The organism is Acidobacteriota bacterium (genome assembly GCA_016208495.1).
GTDB lineage: Bacteria > Acidobacteriota > Blastocatellia > Chloracidobacteriales > Chloracidobacteriaceae > JACQXX01.
The window spans coordinates 19,269-35,424 of record JACQXX010000001.1; the positions used below are offsets into that span (position 1 = coordinate 19,269).

At 51.6% G+C, this 16,156-nt stretch carries 12 protein-coding genes; 3 read left to right on the forward strand and 9 right to left on the reverse strand.

Annotated elements, in window-relative coordinates:
* Nucleotides 1-82 precede the first annotated feature (82 nt).
* The 7 genes from HY774_00055 to plsY form a co-directional block, all read right to left on the reverse strand.
* Nucleotides 83-790: a Uma2 family endonuclease gene (locus HY774_00055; GenBank protein ID MBI4746850.1), complete on the reverse strand. Its 708-nt coding sequence runs from the start codon at nucleotides 788-790 to the stop codon at nucleotides 83-85.
* 190 nt (nucleotides 791-980) lie between these two features.
* A complete protein-coding gene (locus HY774_00060; GenBank protein ID MBI4746851.1) occupies nucleotides 981-1,652 on the reverse strand; it encodes a nitroreductase family protein in 672 nt (223 codons plus the stop codon).
* Between the two features lie 214 nt (nucleotides 1,653-1,866).
* Complete coding sequence (locus HY774_00065) at nucleotides 1,867-3,351, reverse strand: leucyl aminopeptidase (GenBank protein ID MBI4746852.1); 1,485 nt, start codon at nucleotides 3,349-3,351, stop codon at nucleotides 1,867-1,869.
* 41 nt (nucleotides 3,352-3,392) lie between these two features.
* A complete protein-coding gene (locus HY774_00070; protein MBI4746853.1) occupies nucleotides 3,393-3,746 on the reverse strand; it encodes an MmcQ/YjbR family DNA-binding protein in 354 nt (117 codons plus the stop codon).
* A 250-nt stretch (nucleotides 3,747-3,996) separates the two neighbouring features.
* Nucleotides 3,997-4,473: an SsrA-binding protein SmpB gene (smpB, locus tag HY774_00075; GenBank protein ID MBI4746854.1), complete on the reverse strand. Its 477-nt coding sequence runs from the start codon at nucleotides 4,471-4,473 to the stop codon at nucleotides 3,997-3,999.
* A 220-nt stretch (nucleotides 4,474-4,693) separates the two neighbouring features.
* Nucleotides 4,694-5,722: an NAD(P)-dependent glycerol-3-phosphate dehydrogenase gene (locus HY774_00080; protein ID MBI4746855.1), complete on the reverse strand. Its 1,029-nt coding sequence runs from the start codon at nucleotides 5,720-5,722 to the stop codon at nucleotides 4,694-4,696.
* A gap of 212 nt (nucleotides 5,723-5,934) precedes the next feature.
* On the reverse strand, nucleotides 5,935-6,600 hold the full coding sequence (plsY, locus tag HY774_00085; GenBank protein MBI4746856.1) for a glycerol-3-phosphate 1-O-acyltransferase PlsY: 666 nt from the start codon (nucleotides 6,598-6,600) through the stop codon (nucleotides 5,935-5,937).
* Between the two features lie 368 nt (nucleotides 6,601-6,968).
* Here plsY and HY774_00090 point away from each other — a divergent pair, with 368 nt between their 5' ends.
* From HY774_00090 to HY774_00100, 3 genes are all read left to right on the forward strand, one after another.
* On the forward strand, nucleotides 6,969-8,717 hold the full coding sequence (locus HY774_00090; protein MBI4746857.1) for a response regulator: 1,749 nt from the start codon (nucleotides 6,969-6,971) through the stop codon (nucleotides 8,715-8,717).
* A 310-nt stretch (nucleotides 8,718-9,027) separates the two neighbouring features.
* Complete coding sequence (locus tag HY774_00095; protein ID MBI4746858.1) at nucleotides 9,028-10,047, forward strand: glycosyltransferase family 2 protein; 1,020 nt, start codon at nucleotides 9,028-9,030, stop codon at nucleotides 10,045-10,047.
* Nucleotides 10,048-10,105: 58 nt separating this feature from the next.
* Entirely contained in the window at nucleotides 10,106-11,584 is a 1,479-nt protein-coding gene (locus HY774_00100) for an NAD(P)/FAD-dependent oxidoreductase (protein ID MBI4746859.1), read from the forward strand.
* Between the two features lie 136 nt (nucleotides 11,585-11,720).
* On the opposite strand, the gene HY774_00105 is transcribed toward HY774_00100, so the two are convergent.
* A complete protein-coding gene (locus HY774_00105) occupies nucleotides 11,721-14,048 on the reverse strand; it encodes a tetratricopeptide repeat protein (GenBank protein ID MBI4746860.1) in 2,328 nt (775 codons plus the stop codon).
* A 254-nt stretch (nucleotides 14,049-14,302) separates the two neighbouring features.
* Nucleotides 14,303-15,577, reverse strand: a complete 1,275-nt coding sequence (locus HY774_00110; GenBank protein MBI4746861.1) for a hypothetical protein — start codon at nucleotides 15,575-15,577, stop codon at nucleotides 14,303-14,305.
* Between the last annotated feature and the right edge of the window lie 579 nt (nucleotides 15,578-16,156).

Here is a 16,156-nt window from a genome sequence, read left to right on the forward strand (position 1 = left end):
GCGGTTGGAAACAAAAGGGCGCGGTGACTGACTGGCCGCGCCCTGATGTTGAATGGATATCCTGATGAATTGATGGAGCGGTTCAAACTGTTTCAGGATCAACTCCAAGTTCGAGCAGTTTCTGCTTGAATCGTTGAGTGATCAGTCGTTCCTGTTCAATCTGGGAGAGTGCTTGTTGAGCCCGTTGCGCTTCAGCTTCAGCTCGTTGGTGCTCAGCTTCAGCCCGAGCTTCAAGTTCGGCAAAGGTCTCAAAACGCCGTCCATCTGGACGAAAGATCATCAGAGTTTCAGGCGTTCGTTCAAACCGAATGCTCAGTCGTGGACTGGTCCAGGTGTCAATTCCTGGAATAGCCGTCAGGCCCTTTTCAGAGCGAATCCACCCGAAAAGGTCGTTTTTCTCAGGATCATAGAGGTAATACTCTTCAACGCCATGTTCATTATAAAAAAGCTCTTTTTTGGTCATTTCCGAGGCAGTGTTCCCCGGTGAAAGAATTTCAAACACGACCTGTGGCGCAATATGTCCTTCCTGCCATTGCAGATACGAGCGGCGATGACCTTTAGGGCGACCAATGGCCACCATCACATCAGGCGCCTGAGTAATTTTTGGTTTTCCTTCAACCGGGTACCACAACAGGTCCCCAGCCACAAAATCATTGGGGAGCACGGCATCTAACCCGCCTTTAATCATCACAATCCATTCATACTGGAGTGTATTTTCAGCCATTGGTTTTCCATCGCTTTCTGGATAAACAATGTCAACCAGGTTATCCGTTACAAAGATTGCTGACATAGCATTCTCCTTGGGTTTTTACTGTGGGTTATGATTGGCGTGGCTCGAAGGAAACAACCCCAACTATAAGCTGAAAAAGATAGTTTGTGCAATTTTTCAGTCAGGATTCCAAACACTATGAAAAAACCCCACCGTGGCAGGTGGGGTTTTGGCACGAAACACAGCACAACTGAGAAAAGCTGAAACAAGGCTATTTCTGAAATGGCGTTTCCAGTGTGTCGGCAAAAACATTGACTTCCCAGGCAAAGCGTCCGGGATCTTTACGGGGCTCGGCGGCATATCCCACCGGAATCACCACGGCAATCGCCAGATTGGGATTGTCTGCGGCGCCAATCGCCGCTTTGACTTTGTCTTCAACCCAGCCGTTCATATAGCAGGTTGACAGTCCAAGACTTTCTGCCGCCAGTACCAGATGCGTGGCCGCAATCATGGCGTCTTTGATGGCGTATTCACGCTGTTTGTCGCCAAGTGCCTGCTGAAATTGGGGAATGGCCTTCTTGAAATAGCCGACCGTGCCTTCATTCCAGGCCCCGGCGGCCAGTGCCTGCTCGAAAATTGGTGTCAGATCCTGGTTGCCGGCGTCGGCGTCAGCGGCAAACACAAACGTGACTGGTGCCTGCTTAATCTGGGTCTGTCCCCAGGCAGCTTCGCAGAGTTCGGCTTTTTTGGCTTCGTCACGGACGACGATGATGCGCCAGTCCTGCAAATTCCAGCTACTTGGGGCCGCGACAGTCAGTTCAATGAGTTGATGGAGTAATTCATCCGAAATCGGATCTGATTTGAAGTTTTTAATTGAGCGGCGCTGCAAAATCGCCGTCGGCACGTCCAGTGGTTGAACGGCCTTGTGTTCGGGAGTACTCATGGTTGTTTGAAATCCTTTCTGATTTAGGGCTGAGAAAACCAGGGCTTAGGGCTTGGGGCTGAAGACTCGCAAGTTCGGGGCTGAGAAAGCCAGGGCTAAGGGCTGAGGGCAAAAACCCAATTGAATTCAAATGATTTGTATACCCTTAGCCCCAAGCCCCAAGCCCAATGTTTTCAGCCCTCGGCCCTCAGCCCAAGGGTTTTTCAGCCCCAGATTATTGAGCCATCACCCACTCAACCAGGGTTCGGACCGAAAACCCGCTGGGGCCCTTGGCAAGGTAGGGTTTGGTTGATTGGTTCCAGCCCACTCCGGCGATATCGAGATGCACCCAGGGGGTATCACCGGCAAATTCTTTCAAAAAGTAAGCGGCGGTGATGCTGCCAGCATATTTTCCGCCAATGTTTTTCAGGTCGGCGATGTCGCTCTTGATCAACTCGCCATATTCAGCATCCATCGGCAGTTGCCAGAATTTTTCGTCCGCATTTTTTCCAGCCGCCAGGACCTGATCAGCGAGTTCCTGGTTTGAAGTGAACAGCCCGCAATACACTGTTCCCAGCGCGACTGAAATCGCACCAGTCAGCGTGGCCAGATCAACCATTTTTTGAGCGCCGAGGTGTCGGGCATAGGCCAGGGCATCAGCCAGAATCAGGCGACCTTCGGCATCGGTATTGAGGACTTCGATGGTTTTGCCGGCCATTGAGGTCAGCACATCACCAGGCTTGAGTGCCCGACCTGACGGGAGGTTTTCCGAAGAGGGCACAATCCCAAACACTTTCACCCGTGGTTTAAGCTGGGCAATGGCGCGCATCGCACCAATGACCGAAGCCCCACCGGCCATGTCGTATTTCATTTTCTCCATGCCTTCAGAGGTTTTTAACGACAACCCGCCAGCGTCAAAGGTTAATCCTTTTCCAATGAGCGCAATGGTTTGTGTGCCTTCTTCAGCCGTTTCCGGCGTGTAGGTCAGCACGATCATTTTGGCTTCTTCATCCGAGCCGCGTGACACGCCGAGCAGCGCACCCATGCCGAATTCGGCCATCCGGGCTTCATCCAGAATATCAACTCCCAGGCCATACTGAGCCGCGACCTGTTCGGCATGTTCAGCCAGTTTTCGGGGAGGAAGCTGCATACCGGGTTCATTGACCAGCATGCGGGTGAAGTTGGTGGCTTCGCCGACAATGTTCCCAATTGCCAATCCCTGTTCAGCCGCAGATAGTTCGGCTTCAGAGGTATTCACACTGATTTGGGTGACGGTTTGCTCGGCTTTGCCTTCTGTTTTGTATGTGTCGGGCTCATACAAACCAATCAAGGCACCTTCGGCGATGGATTTTCCAAACGCCTGGAGATCGAGCCCTCCGCGTTTGACAAAGGCAATTGATGTTGCCCCCTTTTTGCGGGCAATGCGGGCAGCGGTACCAGCCAGGTTGCGAGCAGCACGGGTGGCAAATTTTTCCTCAGTGCCAGCACCAACCAGCAGCAAGCGACGGGTTTTCAGTCCGGTGGCAACGTGCACATAGGCGGTATCACTTGATTTGCCCCGCATTTCGTCCGTCCCGACAATAGTGGAAATCAAGCCGTTGGTGAGTTCATCCAACGATTTGAGCACATCGCTTTCGAGCGATTCATTTTCAAAAACCGGAATGACCACGACGTCAGCGGCCAATTCCGAAAGTGGTCCATCCTGCACCTTAAAATCCATGAAGTTGTCTCCGTTCTACCTGAGATTGCTTTGCAAAAAAATTATTGTTCCGTAGTCGTTGTGAGTTGAGCCTGAACTTTTTTCGGAAGCTTGGAAAAGGTCCGAGTATACGCTTGCTGTAAATACTCTTTTAATTCAAATGAGGGAAGGGCGGAAAGTTTCTGGAGCAACACCCAGTGATACCGGGCCGAATAGGGTGCGGGGATGATGTTGGCCTGTTCAGTGAGGGTGTAAAAATCATCCGGAGAACAGGGAAACGAAAGCCCCAGATTATCCAAATCCAGAATGGCAAACATCTTTCCCCCAACCTTAAAGACCAGATGGTTTCCCCACTGCAGACTCTCGGTCGCATGCGGGAAGGCCAGACAATATTCACGAAGTACTTCAGCGTCCATAGATCAAACCAGTCAGTAGTCAGTAGTCAGTAGTCAGTAGTCAGTAGTCAGTGGTCAGTGGTCAGTAGTCAGTAGTCAGTGGTCAGTAGTCAGTGGTCAGTGGTCAGTAGTCAGTAGTCAGTGGTCAGTAGTCAGTAGTCAGTAGTATTTTTGAATCAATATGTTCAAGCTCCAAACTCGAAGTTTTCAGCCCCGAGTTTGCGAGTTTTTCAGCCCTCAGCCCGTCGTCTTCAGCCCCAAGCCCTGGTCTTTATCTCCGCTCCTTCATCATGGCGCGGGTTTCACGTTCAACCGTGCGCTTCTGCTCGGTTTCCCGTTTGTCATAGAGCTTTTTGCCCTTGGCAACCCCGATTTCAACCTTCACCCGGCCATTTTTGAAATAGAGTTTGGTGGGCACCAGCGTCAATCCCTTTTCCTGGATAAAGTTGAAGAGCTTGCGAAGTTCAGCCTTATGCAACAAGAGCTTGCGAGATCTGAGCGGATCGTGGTTCTGGCGATTTCCGTGACTATAGGGACTGATGTGGGCATTGAGCAACCAGCCTTCGCCGTCCTTGACCATGGCATAGGCATCCTTGAGGTTGATGCGTCCTTCCCGGAGCGACTTGACCTCAGTGCCAACCAGTTGCAGCCCGGCTTCAAAGGTTTCCAGGATGTGAAAGTTGTAAAAGGCTTCCCGGTTGGTGGCAATCAGTTTAAAACCAGGAATTGGGGAGCTTTTGTTAGCCATAGGAATAAAGTTCGGAGATTCTGATGAGTCAGTAGTTGATAAGTCAGTAGTCAGTAGTCAGTAGTCAGTAGATAAAACCCGGATCGTTGAATCCGTGGAATTCTTGAAAAGAATTGTTCCTAACTGACTCAAATAGAATCAAATTCACTTGATACAAGTCCTCAAATCCCAACACTCGACTACTGACTACTGACTACTGACTACTGACTACTGACTAAAATCAAAACTCACGTTTCAGTGGCCGGCCCAGAATATCAGCCAGGGCGTCAGTTGCCTTGCGGTTTTCATAGAGCGCCTGATAGACGCCACGGGTAATCGGCATATCTACATTGTTCAGTTTTGAGAGTTCATAGACCGCTTTGGCGGTTTTGACCCCTTCGGCCACGGAATTCATTTCACCCAGAACATCGCTCAATGCTCGTCCCCGGCCAAGCTCAAACCCCACGTGGCGATTGCGTGAAAGACCGCCGGTGCAGGTGAGGAACAAATCGCCCACGCCAGCCAGTCCAGAGAGCGTTTCAACCCGCCCGCCTTGAGCAATGGCCAGCCGGGTAATCTCAGCCAGTCCGCGGGTAATCACGGCCACCAGCGTGTTGTGTCCAAATCCCATGCCGGTGACGGCTCCGGCGGCAATTGCAATCACGTTTTTGACGGCGGCGCCGATTTCCACACCAACCATATCGAGATTGGAGTATAGCCGGAAATTTGGGTTGCTGAGTTCAGCCTGGATATATTCGCTCCAGCGTTGAGTGGTCGAAGCCGCGACCACTGCGGTTGGATCGCCTTTAGCCACTTCCTGGGCAAAGCTGGGACCAGACAGAGTCACGATACGCGGTTCAAAATCTTCACTCAACACATCGGAAATTACCTGTGACATCCGCTTGAGTGTGTCGCCCTCAATGCCTTTTGTGCCGTTGACAAACACCATTTGGGGTTTCAGAAATGGCCGCATTCTTTCGTAGGTGGACCGGGTAACGTGTGATGGAACTACGGTCAACACAATGTTTGCCCCATCGAGTGCCTCTGCCAGATCCGACGTTGGTTTTAGATTGTCCGGGAAGGTAAATCCAGGCAAATAAGTGGCATTCATTCGGTCCTGGGTCATTTGCTCGGCGTGTTCAGCCCGATGAGACCAGAGTCGAACGTCCCGCACGGGTCTTCCTGTCGGGGCATATCGAGCGGTGCTGAGTGCCAGAGCCGTTCCAAAACTGCCAGCGCCAATGACGGCAATGTGTTCTGCAGATTTCATAAAAGCGAAGTAGCGAAGTCGTGAAGTCGTGAAGTAGCGAAGTCGTGAAGTCGTGAAGTAGCGAAGTCGTGAAGTCGTGAAGTCGTGAAGTAGCGAAATAGTGAAGTCGTGAAGTGCTTCAGCCTTGATTCCCAGTCCTGGTCTGTCAACCCCAAAATTCTTTGTCTTCCACGACTTCGCTATTTCACTTTCTTTTCTACTTCACTATTTCGCTATTCGCTACTCGCCACTTGGCTATTCACGACTTCGCTATTTTGCTTTTTGAATGAACTTTCGGTGCCAGAAAGCAGCCGCCGAATATTTTCGTGGTGTTTGGAGATAATCAGCAGGCCAATCCCCAATCCCCACAAGAGTTTAGGTACCCAAATCGCAGCCGGTTTCCCGGCCAGAACTCCTTCAAAGGCCCAAATCGCAACTGGCAGCAGACCGGTGGCCACAACTGACCCGAGTGAGACAGTTCGGGTGATGGAAAAGATCAATCCCCAGACAGCAAACACGGCCAGGGTTGGAAGCGGTGCCAGGAGCAGAAAGACGCCGACCCCAGTGGCCACGCCCTTGCCACCCTGGAATTTCAAGAAAATGGGAAACATGTGACCGAGAATGGCCACCGCGCCTGCGCTCCCCATGACGTGAACATTCTGTCCGCTGAGCTGGCCAGCCAGATACACCGCCAGCATGCCTTTTCCGACGTCCAGCACATAGGTCATCAGGCCGGCTTTCACACCAGCTTTGCGGGTGACATTGGTGGCGCCGGTACTTCCCGAGCCAATATTGCGAACATCATCCTGGGTCAATAAGCGGACGATCAGGTACCCCGAAGGGAATGATCCCAAAAGGTATGCGAGAAAAAGAATGCCGGACCAGAAAACAAAGGACATAGCGATTTGGTCAGAGAGACATGTGCCAGGAATCAGAGGTGGAACCGGTGACTGGTCCCTGGTGACGAAGATCCAATCCCGGTGAAGAGAAGCCCAGAACCAGGAAATTGAGGTGAATACTTGCCTGTAAACACAATGGGGCGCAATATAACAACCACCTTCGGTGAGCACAAGTTGTTACCAATTATGAATTATGAATTATGAATTATGACCAAGCCTCTGGTTCAATCAATAAGGGGCAGTTCAGGATTCAGAATTCACCCCGTATAATTTGTCTACCTGTCCTTTGAGCAGCACGCCTTTATCCTGATCGAGATGCTCCACCCCGCTGCTTTCAAATCCAAATCATTCAATCAAGGATTCAGACCTTGGCCAAGCGACGTCATTTAAACCGATTTCGTTCACACTCACAGACGCGTTCCTTCGTGAAACCGGGGCAGATAGCTGCTCACGTGCGGGTTGCCCGGCAGGAAGCCTCCCGGCTGGCTGAAGGGTTGGCGCATCGGTCCAGCGAGGTGGCGATAAAAGAGGCTGAAGTAGCGGCCTTGCAAGATCAGCTTTTGATCGTGCGGGCACAACTCGAAGCGCAATCGGCGCTCTATTATTCTTCCCTGGACCACCTCAAAACCATGGAGCAGGCCCTGGCAAAAACCCAGCAGCACGTATTCCTGGCGGAACAAAAAGCGGCGCAGGCAGCCCAGTCCAAAAATCTTTTTCTGGCCAACATGAGCCACGAACTCCGCACGCCGCTCAATGCCATTCTTGGGTTTCTCCAATTGCTTGAACGGGATGCAACCTTAACGGCAGACCAGCGAAAATACCTGAGCACGATGGAACGCAGTGGTGAAAATCTGCTCGGACTCATCAATGACATCCTCGCCATTGCCAAGCTGGAATCTGGACAGGTTCCGCTTCAGGAAACCACCTTTAACCTGCACACCCTGCTGTTGACGCTGGAGGAAATGTTTCGCACCCGGGCCAACGAAACCAGAGTTACCTTGATTTTTGAACTGGATCCGGAGCTTCCCCGCTGGGTGTGGGGCGATGAAGGCAAGTTGCGCCAGATTTTGATGAATGTGCTTGGCAATGCCTTTAAGTTTACTGAGGCCGGGTGTGTTGCCCTTCGTGCCAGATGGCAGGATGGGCAGGTGGTCTTTACGGTTGAAGATACTGGAAGTGGGATTGATAAACACGAAATTGATGAGTTGTTTCAACCATTTGTCCAGACCACAAGTGGCCGAGAGATCAAAGAAGGGTTGGGCCTGGGATTGCTCATTTGCCGCAATTATGTCCGGCTGATGGGCGGAGACATTTCAATTACCAGCCAGCGGGGACAGGGAACCCGGGTTTGCTTTCAGGTTCGATTACTGGTGGCACTGGGCACATCGCTCCAGCTTCCTGAGCGTCGCGTTGTGGCCTTGGAGCCAGATCAACCCCGGTACCGAATTCTGGTGGTGGATGATAAATGGGAAGATCGAACCCTGCTGGCGCGACTCCTGACCCTGGTCGGTTTTGACGTCCAGGAAGCTGGAAGCGGCGAAGAGGCTGTTTCCTGCTGGAGGACCTGGTCACCGCATTTGATCTGGATGGATTTGGTGATGCCCGGAACCGATGGATTTTCAGCCACTCAGATTATTCGGCATACCGAATTTGCCCTCCTCAACGACCGGACCCAGCCACTCCGGTTTCGCACCACCATCATTGGGATTTCAGCCAATTCGGCGGAAGGTGATCGCAAAGCCGCCTTTGATTCAGGCTGTGATGACTTTGTGGCCAAACCGTTTCGGGAAGACACCATTTTTGAAAAGATGATCGGATATTTAGGTGTCCGGTATGTCTATGAAAATCAACCGGTTGAATTTGAATGCCCTGAAACCTGGGAAGAAATTGACGTTCAAAAAGCCCTGCGCCAGATTTCACTCATTGACACTGAATTGCTCGATCAATTGAGGCAGGCAGCGATTGATGGTGATATTGCGAACGCACAAACTGCCTGCAATCTCATTGCCGGCCAGAACACGGTCTTAGGAACTCATCTCAAGGATATGGTCCGGCTCTTTCAATTTGATGAAATTCTGACCATCCTTGGCGGCGAAGATGACAAGGTGACAAGGTGACAAGGTGACAGGGTGACAAGGTGACAAGGTGACAAGGTGACAAGGTGACAACGTGACAGGATGACAAAGTAAGCGCCAGGATAAGGATTTCAGGCCCGCAGGGTCGTTGTGTGATAGCCGTGGTGCGCAGCCCACGGTCTTATCGGATGACAAGGTGACAAGGGATTTTTTTTCATCCCTCATCCCTCATCCCTCATCCCTCATCCCTCATCCCTCATCCCTCATCCCTCATCCCTCATCCCTCATCTCTCATCCCTTAGTTTCGGCCCGGAACCCCGACATAATTCATAATTCATAATTCATAATTCTCATGATTTCAGCTCACGAGAACCAGTCCACTCTCAGAGTTTCGGTCGTGGTGCCGGTTCGCAACGGAGGCGATGTCTTCCGCCAGTGTTTGCTTGCACTTCGTCAGGCACAGCCTCCTGCCGATGAACTGATTGTCGTGACTGATGGTGATACTCAGGCGTCAGGTGATCTCGCACAATCATTTGGGGCCACGGTCTTTACGACACCAGAACCTTCTGGCCCAGCCGCCGCGCGGAACCTGGGCGCTGGCCAGGCGAGCGGAGACATCGTGTTTTTTGTGGATGCGGATGTGATGCTCCATCCAGATGCGATTGGACGGGTTCGCACGACGTTTGATCAGTTTCCGGAAGTTGTCGCGGTGTTTGGTTCCTATGACACGCAGCCCGGCGCTCCCAATTTTCTGTCCCAATATCGAAATCTGCTCCATCACTATGTCCACCAGACCGCCCGGGAAGAAGCTTCAACGTTCTGGAGTGGCTGCGGGGCGATTCGCCGGTCAGTGTTTTTGGAAGTCGGTGGTTTTGACGCCCAAACCTATCGCACTCCCTGTGTTGAAGATATCGCACTCGGCTATCATTTGCGGGCGAAAGGGCTTCACATTCGACTTGATAAACAACTGCAATGCAAGCACTTAAAAGAATGGCGCATCTGGTCCATGGTGAAAGCCGATTTCTGGTATCGGGCCGTGCCCTGGACGCTGCTTATTTTGCGCTCCAACGGGTTTGTCAACGATCTGAATGTTCAGACTTCCAGCCGGTTGTGCGTGGCGCTGACGTTTTTGTTGATTTTCAGTGCTGGCAGCGGCTGGTGGTGGCCGGTGATGTGGGCTGTGACAATGGTTTGTGCTCTGGTGCTTTTCGTGGTAAACAGAGAATTGTATCGGTTTTATTACCACTTGCGCGGACTCCCGTTCACCCTCCTTGCTGTTTTCTGGCACTGGTTGTACTTTTTTTATAGTGGACTTGCCTTCATCTTCGGATGTATGCTCCACCACTTCAGTCTGTCCAAGCCCTCACTTTGATTTTCACCCTGCCGCCCCTGCGCGGTCATTTTTTTCAAGAAAGACTCAATAAACCGGAATGACCGATCATTTCCCAACTGTCATTATTGGTGCCGGACCGGCGGGACTTACGGCGGCGTATGAACTTGTCCGTAACGGAATGCGGCCATTGGTTTTAGAACAAGGCACGCAGGTAGGCGGTATTGCCCGGACCGAAGTCTATAAAGGATATCGGTTTGATATCGGCGGCCATCGGTTTTACACCAAGGTCAAAGAGGTCGAAGATTTGTGGCGCGAGATGATGGGTGATGACTTTATCAAAGTGCCCCGACTGTCGCGGATTTACTACAAGGGCCGGTTTTATCAATACCCACTCAGTTTTCTGAACACGCTGACCAATCTTGGGTTGACCGAGAGCTTTCTGGTGTTGATGAGTTACTGCAAAGCCCGGATTGTTCCGCACCGGGATGAACAGACCTTTGAGGAATGGGTGACCAATCGGTTTGGTTCGCGGCTTTATCGCACGTTCTTTCAAGCCTACACGGAAAAAGTCTGGGGTATTCCCTGTAATAAAATCCAGGCAGAGTGGGCAGCCCAACGGATTCAAAATCTGTCGCTGGTCAAAGCCGTGGCCAACGCGCTTTTTGGTTCAAATGGTGTGAAGTCGCTCATCAATGAGTTTGACTATCCACGACTCGGACCCGGGCAGATGTGGGAGCGATTCCAGCAGGCGGTGGAAGATCGCGGCGGCGCCGTTCATCTCAACACGACGATTGTGCGCCTCAATTATGAAGGGAATCGGGTGACCAGTGTGATTGCGCGGCGCGATGGTCAGGAATTTGAAATTGCCGCTCCCCACTTTATTTCCAGCATGCCGATCAACAAGCTGGTGCTCCATATGAATCCTCAACCGCCGGAAGCGGTGGTAAAGGCAGCCCAAAGCTTGAGTTATCGAGCCTTTGTCCTGGTTGGCCTGATCGTCAGGCGTGAAAACCTGTTTCCGGACAACTGGATTTACATTCATAGCCCGGAACTCAGTGTTGGTCGGATTCAAAATTTTGGGAACTGGAGCGCCGCCATGGTGCCCGAACCAGGGAAGAGCTGCCTGGGGCTCGAATATTTTTGCAATGCCGGCGACGATTTGTGGAAAACCCCGGATCAAGAACTGATTCGGTTGGCTGAGAAAGAATTGATCGAGCTGGGACTGGCGCGAGAAGGCGATGTTGAGGACGGCGTTGTGATTCGCCAGCCGAAAGCCTATCCGGTATATGACAGTGAATATCGCGGCCACCTGGAAGTCATCAAATCATTTCTGGACCAGTTTACCAATCTGCAAACGGTTGGACGCAATGGCATGCATCGGTACAACAACCAGGATCATTCGATGTTGACCGGTATGCTGGCCGTGAAAAACATCATGGGTGAGAAGCACGATCTGTGGGACGTCAACACCGAACGATCCTACTATGAAGAATTTACCACCACCGATGCTCCCAAGCCCGCCAGTGCGCACCTGCACAGCACAGGAGTGATTCCTCAACTCCACGAGGCCGAATAGCGATAGATCTTCAGACAAGGAAACAGTTCAGAGTAACGCCTTCAGGCGTGAGGTGTGACGAGTGGGATGGAAGAAAATTCCTCTCGTCTAAAGACGATACTCTGAACCTTTTTCTGAAAAGCCACACTTCACTATTTCATTCCTTCGTTCTTCTTTCATGCGCTTCCGCTTCACTGAGTTTGCCTTGTTTTCGCAGGATTTTGCTCAACAGCAGGTGGGCGCCAGGGGAATCCGGGTTTTGTCTGAGTACTGTTTGGACTTCGGCTTCAGCTTCCGCGATTTTTTCAATGCCAAGCAGGAGATTGGCCAGACTCAGCCGGGCGGCGGCAAAATCAGGTCGCAATTCAAGTGCGGTCTGGTACTGGGTAATGGCTGAGGCGAGATATTGCGCTGAATGGTGTTGCCCGGCCAGGAGCGTGTAGATGTCACCAAGATGAAAATATCCTTCGACCCAGTCTGGTTTGATTTCAACACCTTTTTGAAAATAGACCAGTGCTTCGGCAGGTTTGCCTTGCAATAAATAGCCGGCCCCCAGATTACGATAGGGTTCGTACTGGTCAGGTCTGAGTTCAATTGCTTCAAGGTAGAGCGGGAAAGCCTGATCGAATTTTTGTTGGGTGTAATACACATTCGCCAGATTGAAAATGGCTTCGTAAAAGCGTGGCTTTAAACGACGTGCCTCGTGAAATGCTGCAATGGCCTGATCGAAATTCCCCAGTTTGAAGCAGGCCAGCCCCAGGTTGGCATAGCCGTCGGCATATTTCGGCAGGAGTTTTGTGGTTTGCATTAAATGCTCGATAGCCTGGGTGAGATGGGCCGGGTCTTTGGTCTGTTCAAAGAATTCAAGCTGAACCAGCCCCATATTTTGATGGGCTGCGCCGTATCGCGGTGTCTTCTGTAGTGTCTGGGTGAGCAGGAGCTGGGCTTCGCCAGGTTTATGCTGTTTCAAGAGCGATTTCCCCAGGCTATTCAGTCCAAAATCACTATTTGGCGACAGCCGGACAACTTCGCGAAAGTGTTTTTCGGCCAGTGAGTAGTCACCACAGTCCATCAATAATCGGCCTAAATTGTGATGGATGACCAGATTATCCTGAGTGACCGCCAGGGTATGTTCAAAGATGGTGCGCGTCGTGCGCCAGTGGCCAACTTGATTCCAGGTCAGCACCAGACAGGCAAGCCCCACGACCGCGCTGATTGGCGGTGCCCAGGATTCACGGCCAGTTTTGTTCAACCAGTCTGCCAACCACCAGACCATCATCACCAGCAATCCCAGCGTTGAAACATAGGTATACCGGTCAGCCAGGAGCAGATGGGAAACTGGAAACAGCGTCCCCAGATACCAGAACCATCCCACCACCAGATAGGGCATCGAGCGCATATTTCGAAGCCCATACACTGTGATGACCACGAGCAGAAGCACCACAAACCCGAGCCAGAGATATGAGTATTTCTGCTCCAACGGGTAATACATTCCCAACTGAACCGGAAAAAACAGTTTGAATAGATAAACGGCATATGCGCTTAATCGAACACTCACTGGATTAAAGGATCCAGGGGCAAGTGGCCCGAGTGGTTCGGTATCAGGCATCGTTGCCATTACCGCAGGTGCCATACCACGGGTGGCCCTGAGTTGCATGACAAGTGAAATTGAAATCAATATAAAGAAGGGAATTTTTTCGATTCCAAGTCTGATGGCTCTCATTACAAATAGTTTGATCGAATGCGTATCAGCCGTTGAAAACCGGTTGAGCGGCCAGTAATCAAGCAGGAGCAGGGCAAACGGGAGCGTGATAAGCATTGATTTGGCCAGTAACCCAAGTGCCAGCCACAGGCAAACCAGTAGATACCGTTTCCAGGAAAAGGGCAACTGCGCATAGCCAGCATAGGCCCACACGGCCAGCACCCCGAAAAAGGTGCTGAGCACGTCCTTGCGGCTGGCAATCCACACGACGGGTTCAACGTGGGTTGGATGAATGGCAAACAGGAGCGCCACCACGGCACTGTGCCAGAACGCCCTGGTCATTCGATTGAGAGCCAGAAAGATCAGCACGGTCGAGGCTTGATGGAAGAGCAAATTGACTGCGTGGAAGCCACCAGGTTTCAAGCCAAAGAGTTCAAAATCAAGGAAATACGAGATCCAGGTCAGCGGATGCCAGTGACCCACGTGAAACGTGGTAAACGCCCATTTGAGGTTTGCCAGCGTGAGGCCCTGCCGAACATTTGGGTTATTAAACACATAACTATTGTCGTCAAAATCAATAAATTCAAAGCTGACAACGCGACCAAACACAACCAGATTGAGCGTGATGAGCCCCAAACAAACCAGCAAGATCGGGTGACGCTGGGCCCAGCCAGCAATCCCGGTCCTGGGGCGAACGATTGGATCTGACGGCCTCACTTCGGCGACAGATGGCTGAGGTGTCACTGGCGGCGGCTCAGTCGGGCGGGTTTTCTTTCGGGACATAAAGAGAGTGAAGAAACTATTTAGTGGTTAGTGGTTAGTGGTTAGTGGTTATACCAGTTTGTAGTCAGTAGTCAGTAGTCAGTAGTTCACTAAGTTCATTTTATTGAATAACTTGACTGTTTTCTAATACGACCGCTTCATTCCAAAATGGTATTAGTGGTTAGCTTTTGGTGCTGGGTGCTTAGTGCCTGGTTCTTCTTCGAAAGTATTGATTTCTAACCACTAACCACTAACCACTAACCACTTTGTTCATTCTACATTCTGCTTTGCGTCTTCAGGAGCAGGTTTTTGGCGTGGTTGGCAAAGAGAATCCACAAGACCAGCAAAATATGAGCAATTGGGGTGAGCGTCGGTACACACATCAGGGTTAATCCGGCGACGGCCAGTCCAAACCCGGCGCCACCTTCATAGCCCGTTCCCAGTCCATAATGCGCCCGTTGAATAGCTGCCGAGACACCGGCAATCGAACGAAACATCCAGTACACATTAAACAAAGGAATGAAGAGAAACCCGATGGCTGTTCCTGGTGTGCGGCCCTTGCGGAAGCGTTCAGGGACAGCGGACCAGGCTTGATAGAGCCAGGTCAGCAGCAAAATCATGGATGGAATTGAGATGAGCATCGTCAACACAGAGCAAATCACAAAGATATCGTCATCATCTCCGCGCAGATCTCCTCGATCAAACAATTCAAACAGCAAAATCGAAGGCGGAAAACTGGTAATTGCACTCAGTACGCCACAAATTGCATATCCAATGGCGAGCCCAAACCCCGGTTGTTGTGTGGGAGGTGATGACTGGAAGCCTCCATAGGGCGAATGTCCCTGGCCCATTGGTGCTGGAGGAAAGCTCTGATGAACTCCCTGGAACTGGCCTTGATAGATTCCTGGAGGTTGAACCCCTGGTGGATAGCTGTATCCCGGCGGAAGGTTTGGTGGTGGAGACATCGCCGGTTGGGTCGGCGCCTGTTCTCGATTGGAAGCTGACACAGGTTGGGTCGGTGTATTGGCATTGGCCGGAGTGCGCCGATCAAGTTCTGCCAGAATCACCGTGATGCGATGCTCAACGGTCTGCGCCAGTGCGGCAAGCTTGTTGATGGTCAATGGCTGGTCGCCTTGTGCCGCATACACTTTGACCACGACGCACCCAACCCGAAACAAATACATATAACTGGTAATTTTGGCGAGCCCGCTCACCTCCTGCTGTCCACCGAAGGCATAACATTCCTGTCCAACCGCTGGAGCTTGCGGCAGATAGGGCATGCCTTCGCAGTTGGTGTTGAGTGTGTGCTTGTGGTAGTTGGCCGCCTGTTCCGCGGTTGGAAACACCCAGCGAATATCCACCAGTCGTTGCACGGCGCCACGGTAGGTTGGGTCTTCCCAGGCATTCATCCCCGAAAATTGACCAAGGCAGGTGCCAAACCAGCCATCTTGCGGGTCCGGGCCGCGCATCCGGCTATCTTGAACAAGTTTGAGTGCGGCAGGGAGTTCAGCCGATTCCAGAAAGAGGCGCAGGAAGTCATGGTTTTGCATGGAGAGTTCCTCTGACAGAAGAGTTGATATGCCGATACAATCTCGCCGACTGATATTTGGTTCCTCATGGAGCGAATCGAGTTCTCAGCGAAGCAGCCAGTGAATGTTCCATTCCGTTACCGAAAGAATCAAGCGCTTCCTGGAAAAATGCTTGACGATTCGATCACTCCTCGTTTACCGTGGGTTTCGGAGAGTTTATTTTTGGGCCATCTGCACATTTGCCGGGGTTTTTGCTCAGGCAACCTAACTTGCTTTGCGAGTTGGTTATTCTTCGGTCATCAAGGAATACTTTCTCAAGTCAGACTTCTCTTTCAGGTGAATACAGTTGAGAGTCCCGCCTTCAGGCGGTCGGTTTTACTTTTGCCATTCTCGAAACTGTCGGAAAGTGCTTGTCGTGCCTGGCTAGAGATTGGGCGTGGATGAGTTCACCAACGCCTGGGCCCGATGTCAGTAGCACCTGCGTGAGCGGGTGGGTTGCCCGACAAATGTCAGTACCACCCGCGTGAGCGGGTGGGTTACCCGACAGTATATTCAATCAGCGCAACCATGAATGTCAGTACCACCTGCGTGAGCGGGTGG

Coding starts and splice junctions, on each gene's coding strand:
- HY774_00110 (MBI4746861.1), bottom strand. CDS start 15,577: ATGCAAAACCATGACTTCCTGCGCCTCTTTCTGGAATCGGCTGAACTC.
- smpB (MBI4746854.1), bottom strand. CDS start 4,473: ATGGCTAACAAAAGCTCCCCAATTCCTGGTTTTAAACTGATTGCCACC.
- HY774_00095 (MBI4746858.1), top strand. CDS start 9,028: ATGATTTCAGCTCACGAGAACCAGTCCACTCTCAGAGTTTCGGTCGTG.
- HY774_00105 (MBI4746860.1), bottom strand. CDS start 14,048: ATGTCCCGAAAGAAAACCCGCCCGACTGAGCCGCCGCCAGTGACACCT.
- HY774_00065 (MBI4746852.1), bottom strand. CDS start 3,351: ATGGATTTTAAGGTGCAGGATGGACCACTTTCGGAATTGGCCGCTGAC.
- HY774_00080 (MBI4746855.1), bottom strand. CDS start 5,722: ATGAAATCTGCAGAACACATTGCCGTCATTGGCGCTGGCAGTTTTGGA.
- HY774_00100 (MBI4746859.1), top strand. CDS start 10,106: ATGACCGATCATTTCCCAACTGTCATTATTGGTGCCGGACCGGCGGGA.
- HY774_00060 (MBI4746851.1), bottom strand. CDS start 1,652: ATGAGTACTCCCGAACACAAGGCCGTTCAACCACTGGACGTGCCGACG.
- plsY (MBI4746856.1), bottom strand. CDS start 6,600: ATGTCCTTTGTTTTCTGGTCCGGCATTCTTTTTCTCGCATACCTTTTG.
- HY774_00055 (MBI4746850.1), bottom strand. CDS start 790: ATGTCAGCAATCTTTGTAACGGATAACCTGGTTGACATTGTTTATCCA.
- HY774_00070 (MBI4746853.1), bottom strand. CDS start 3,746: ATGGACGCTGAAGTACTTCGTGAATATTGTCTGGCCTTCCCGCATGCG.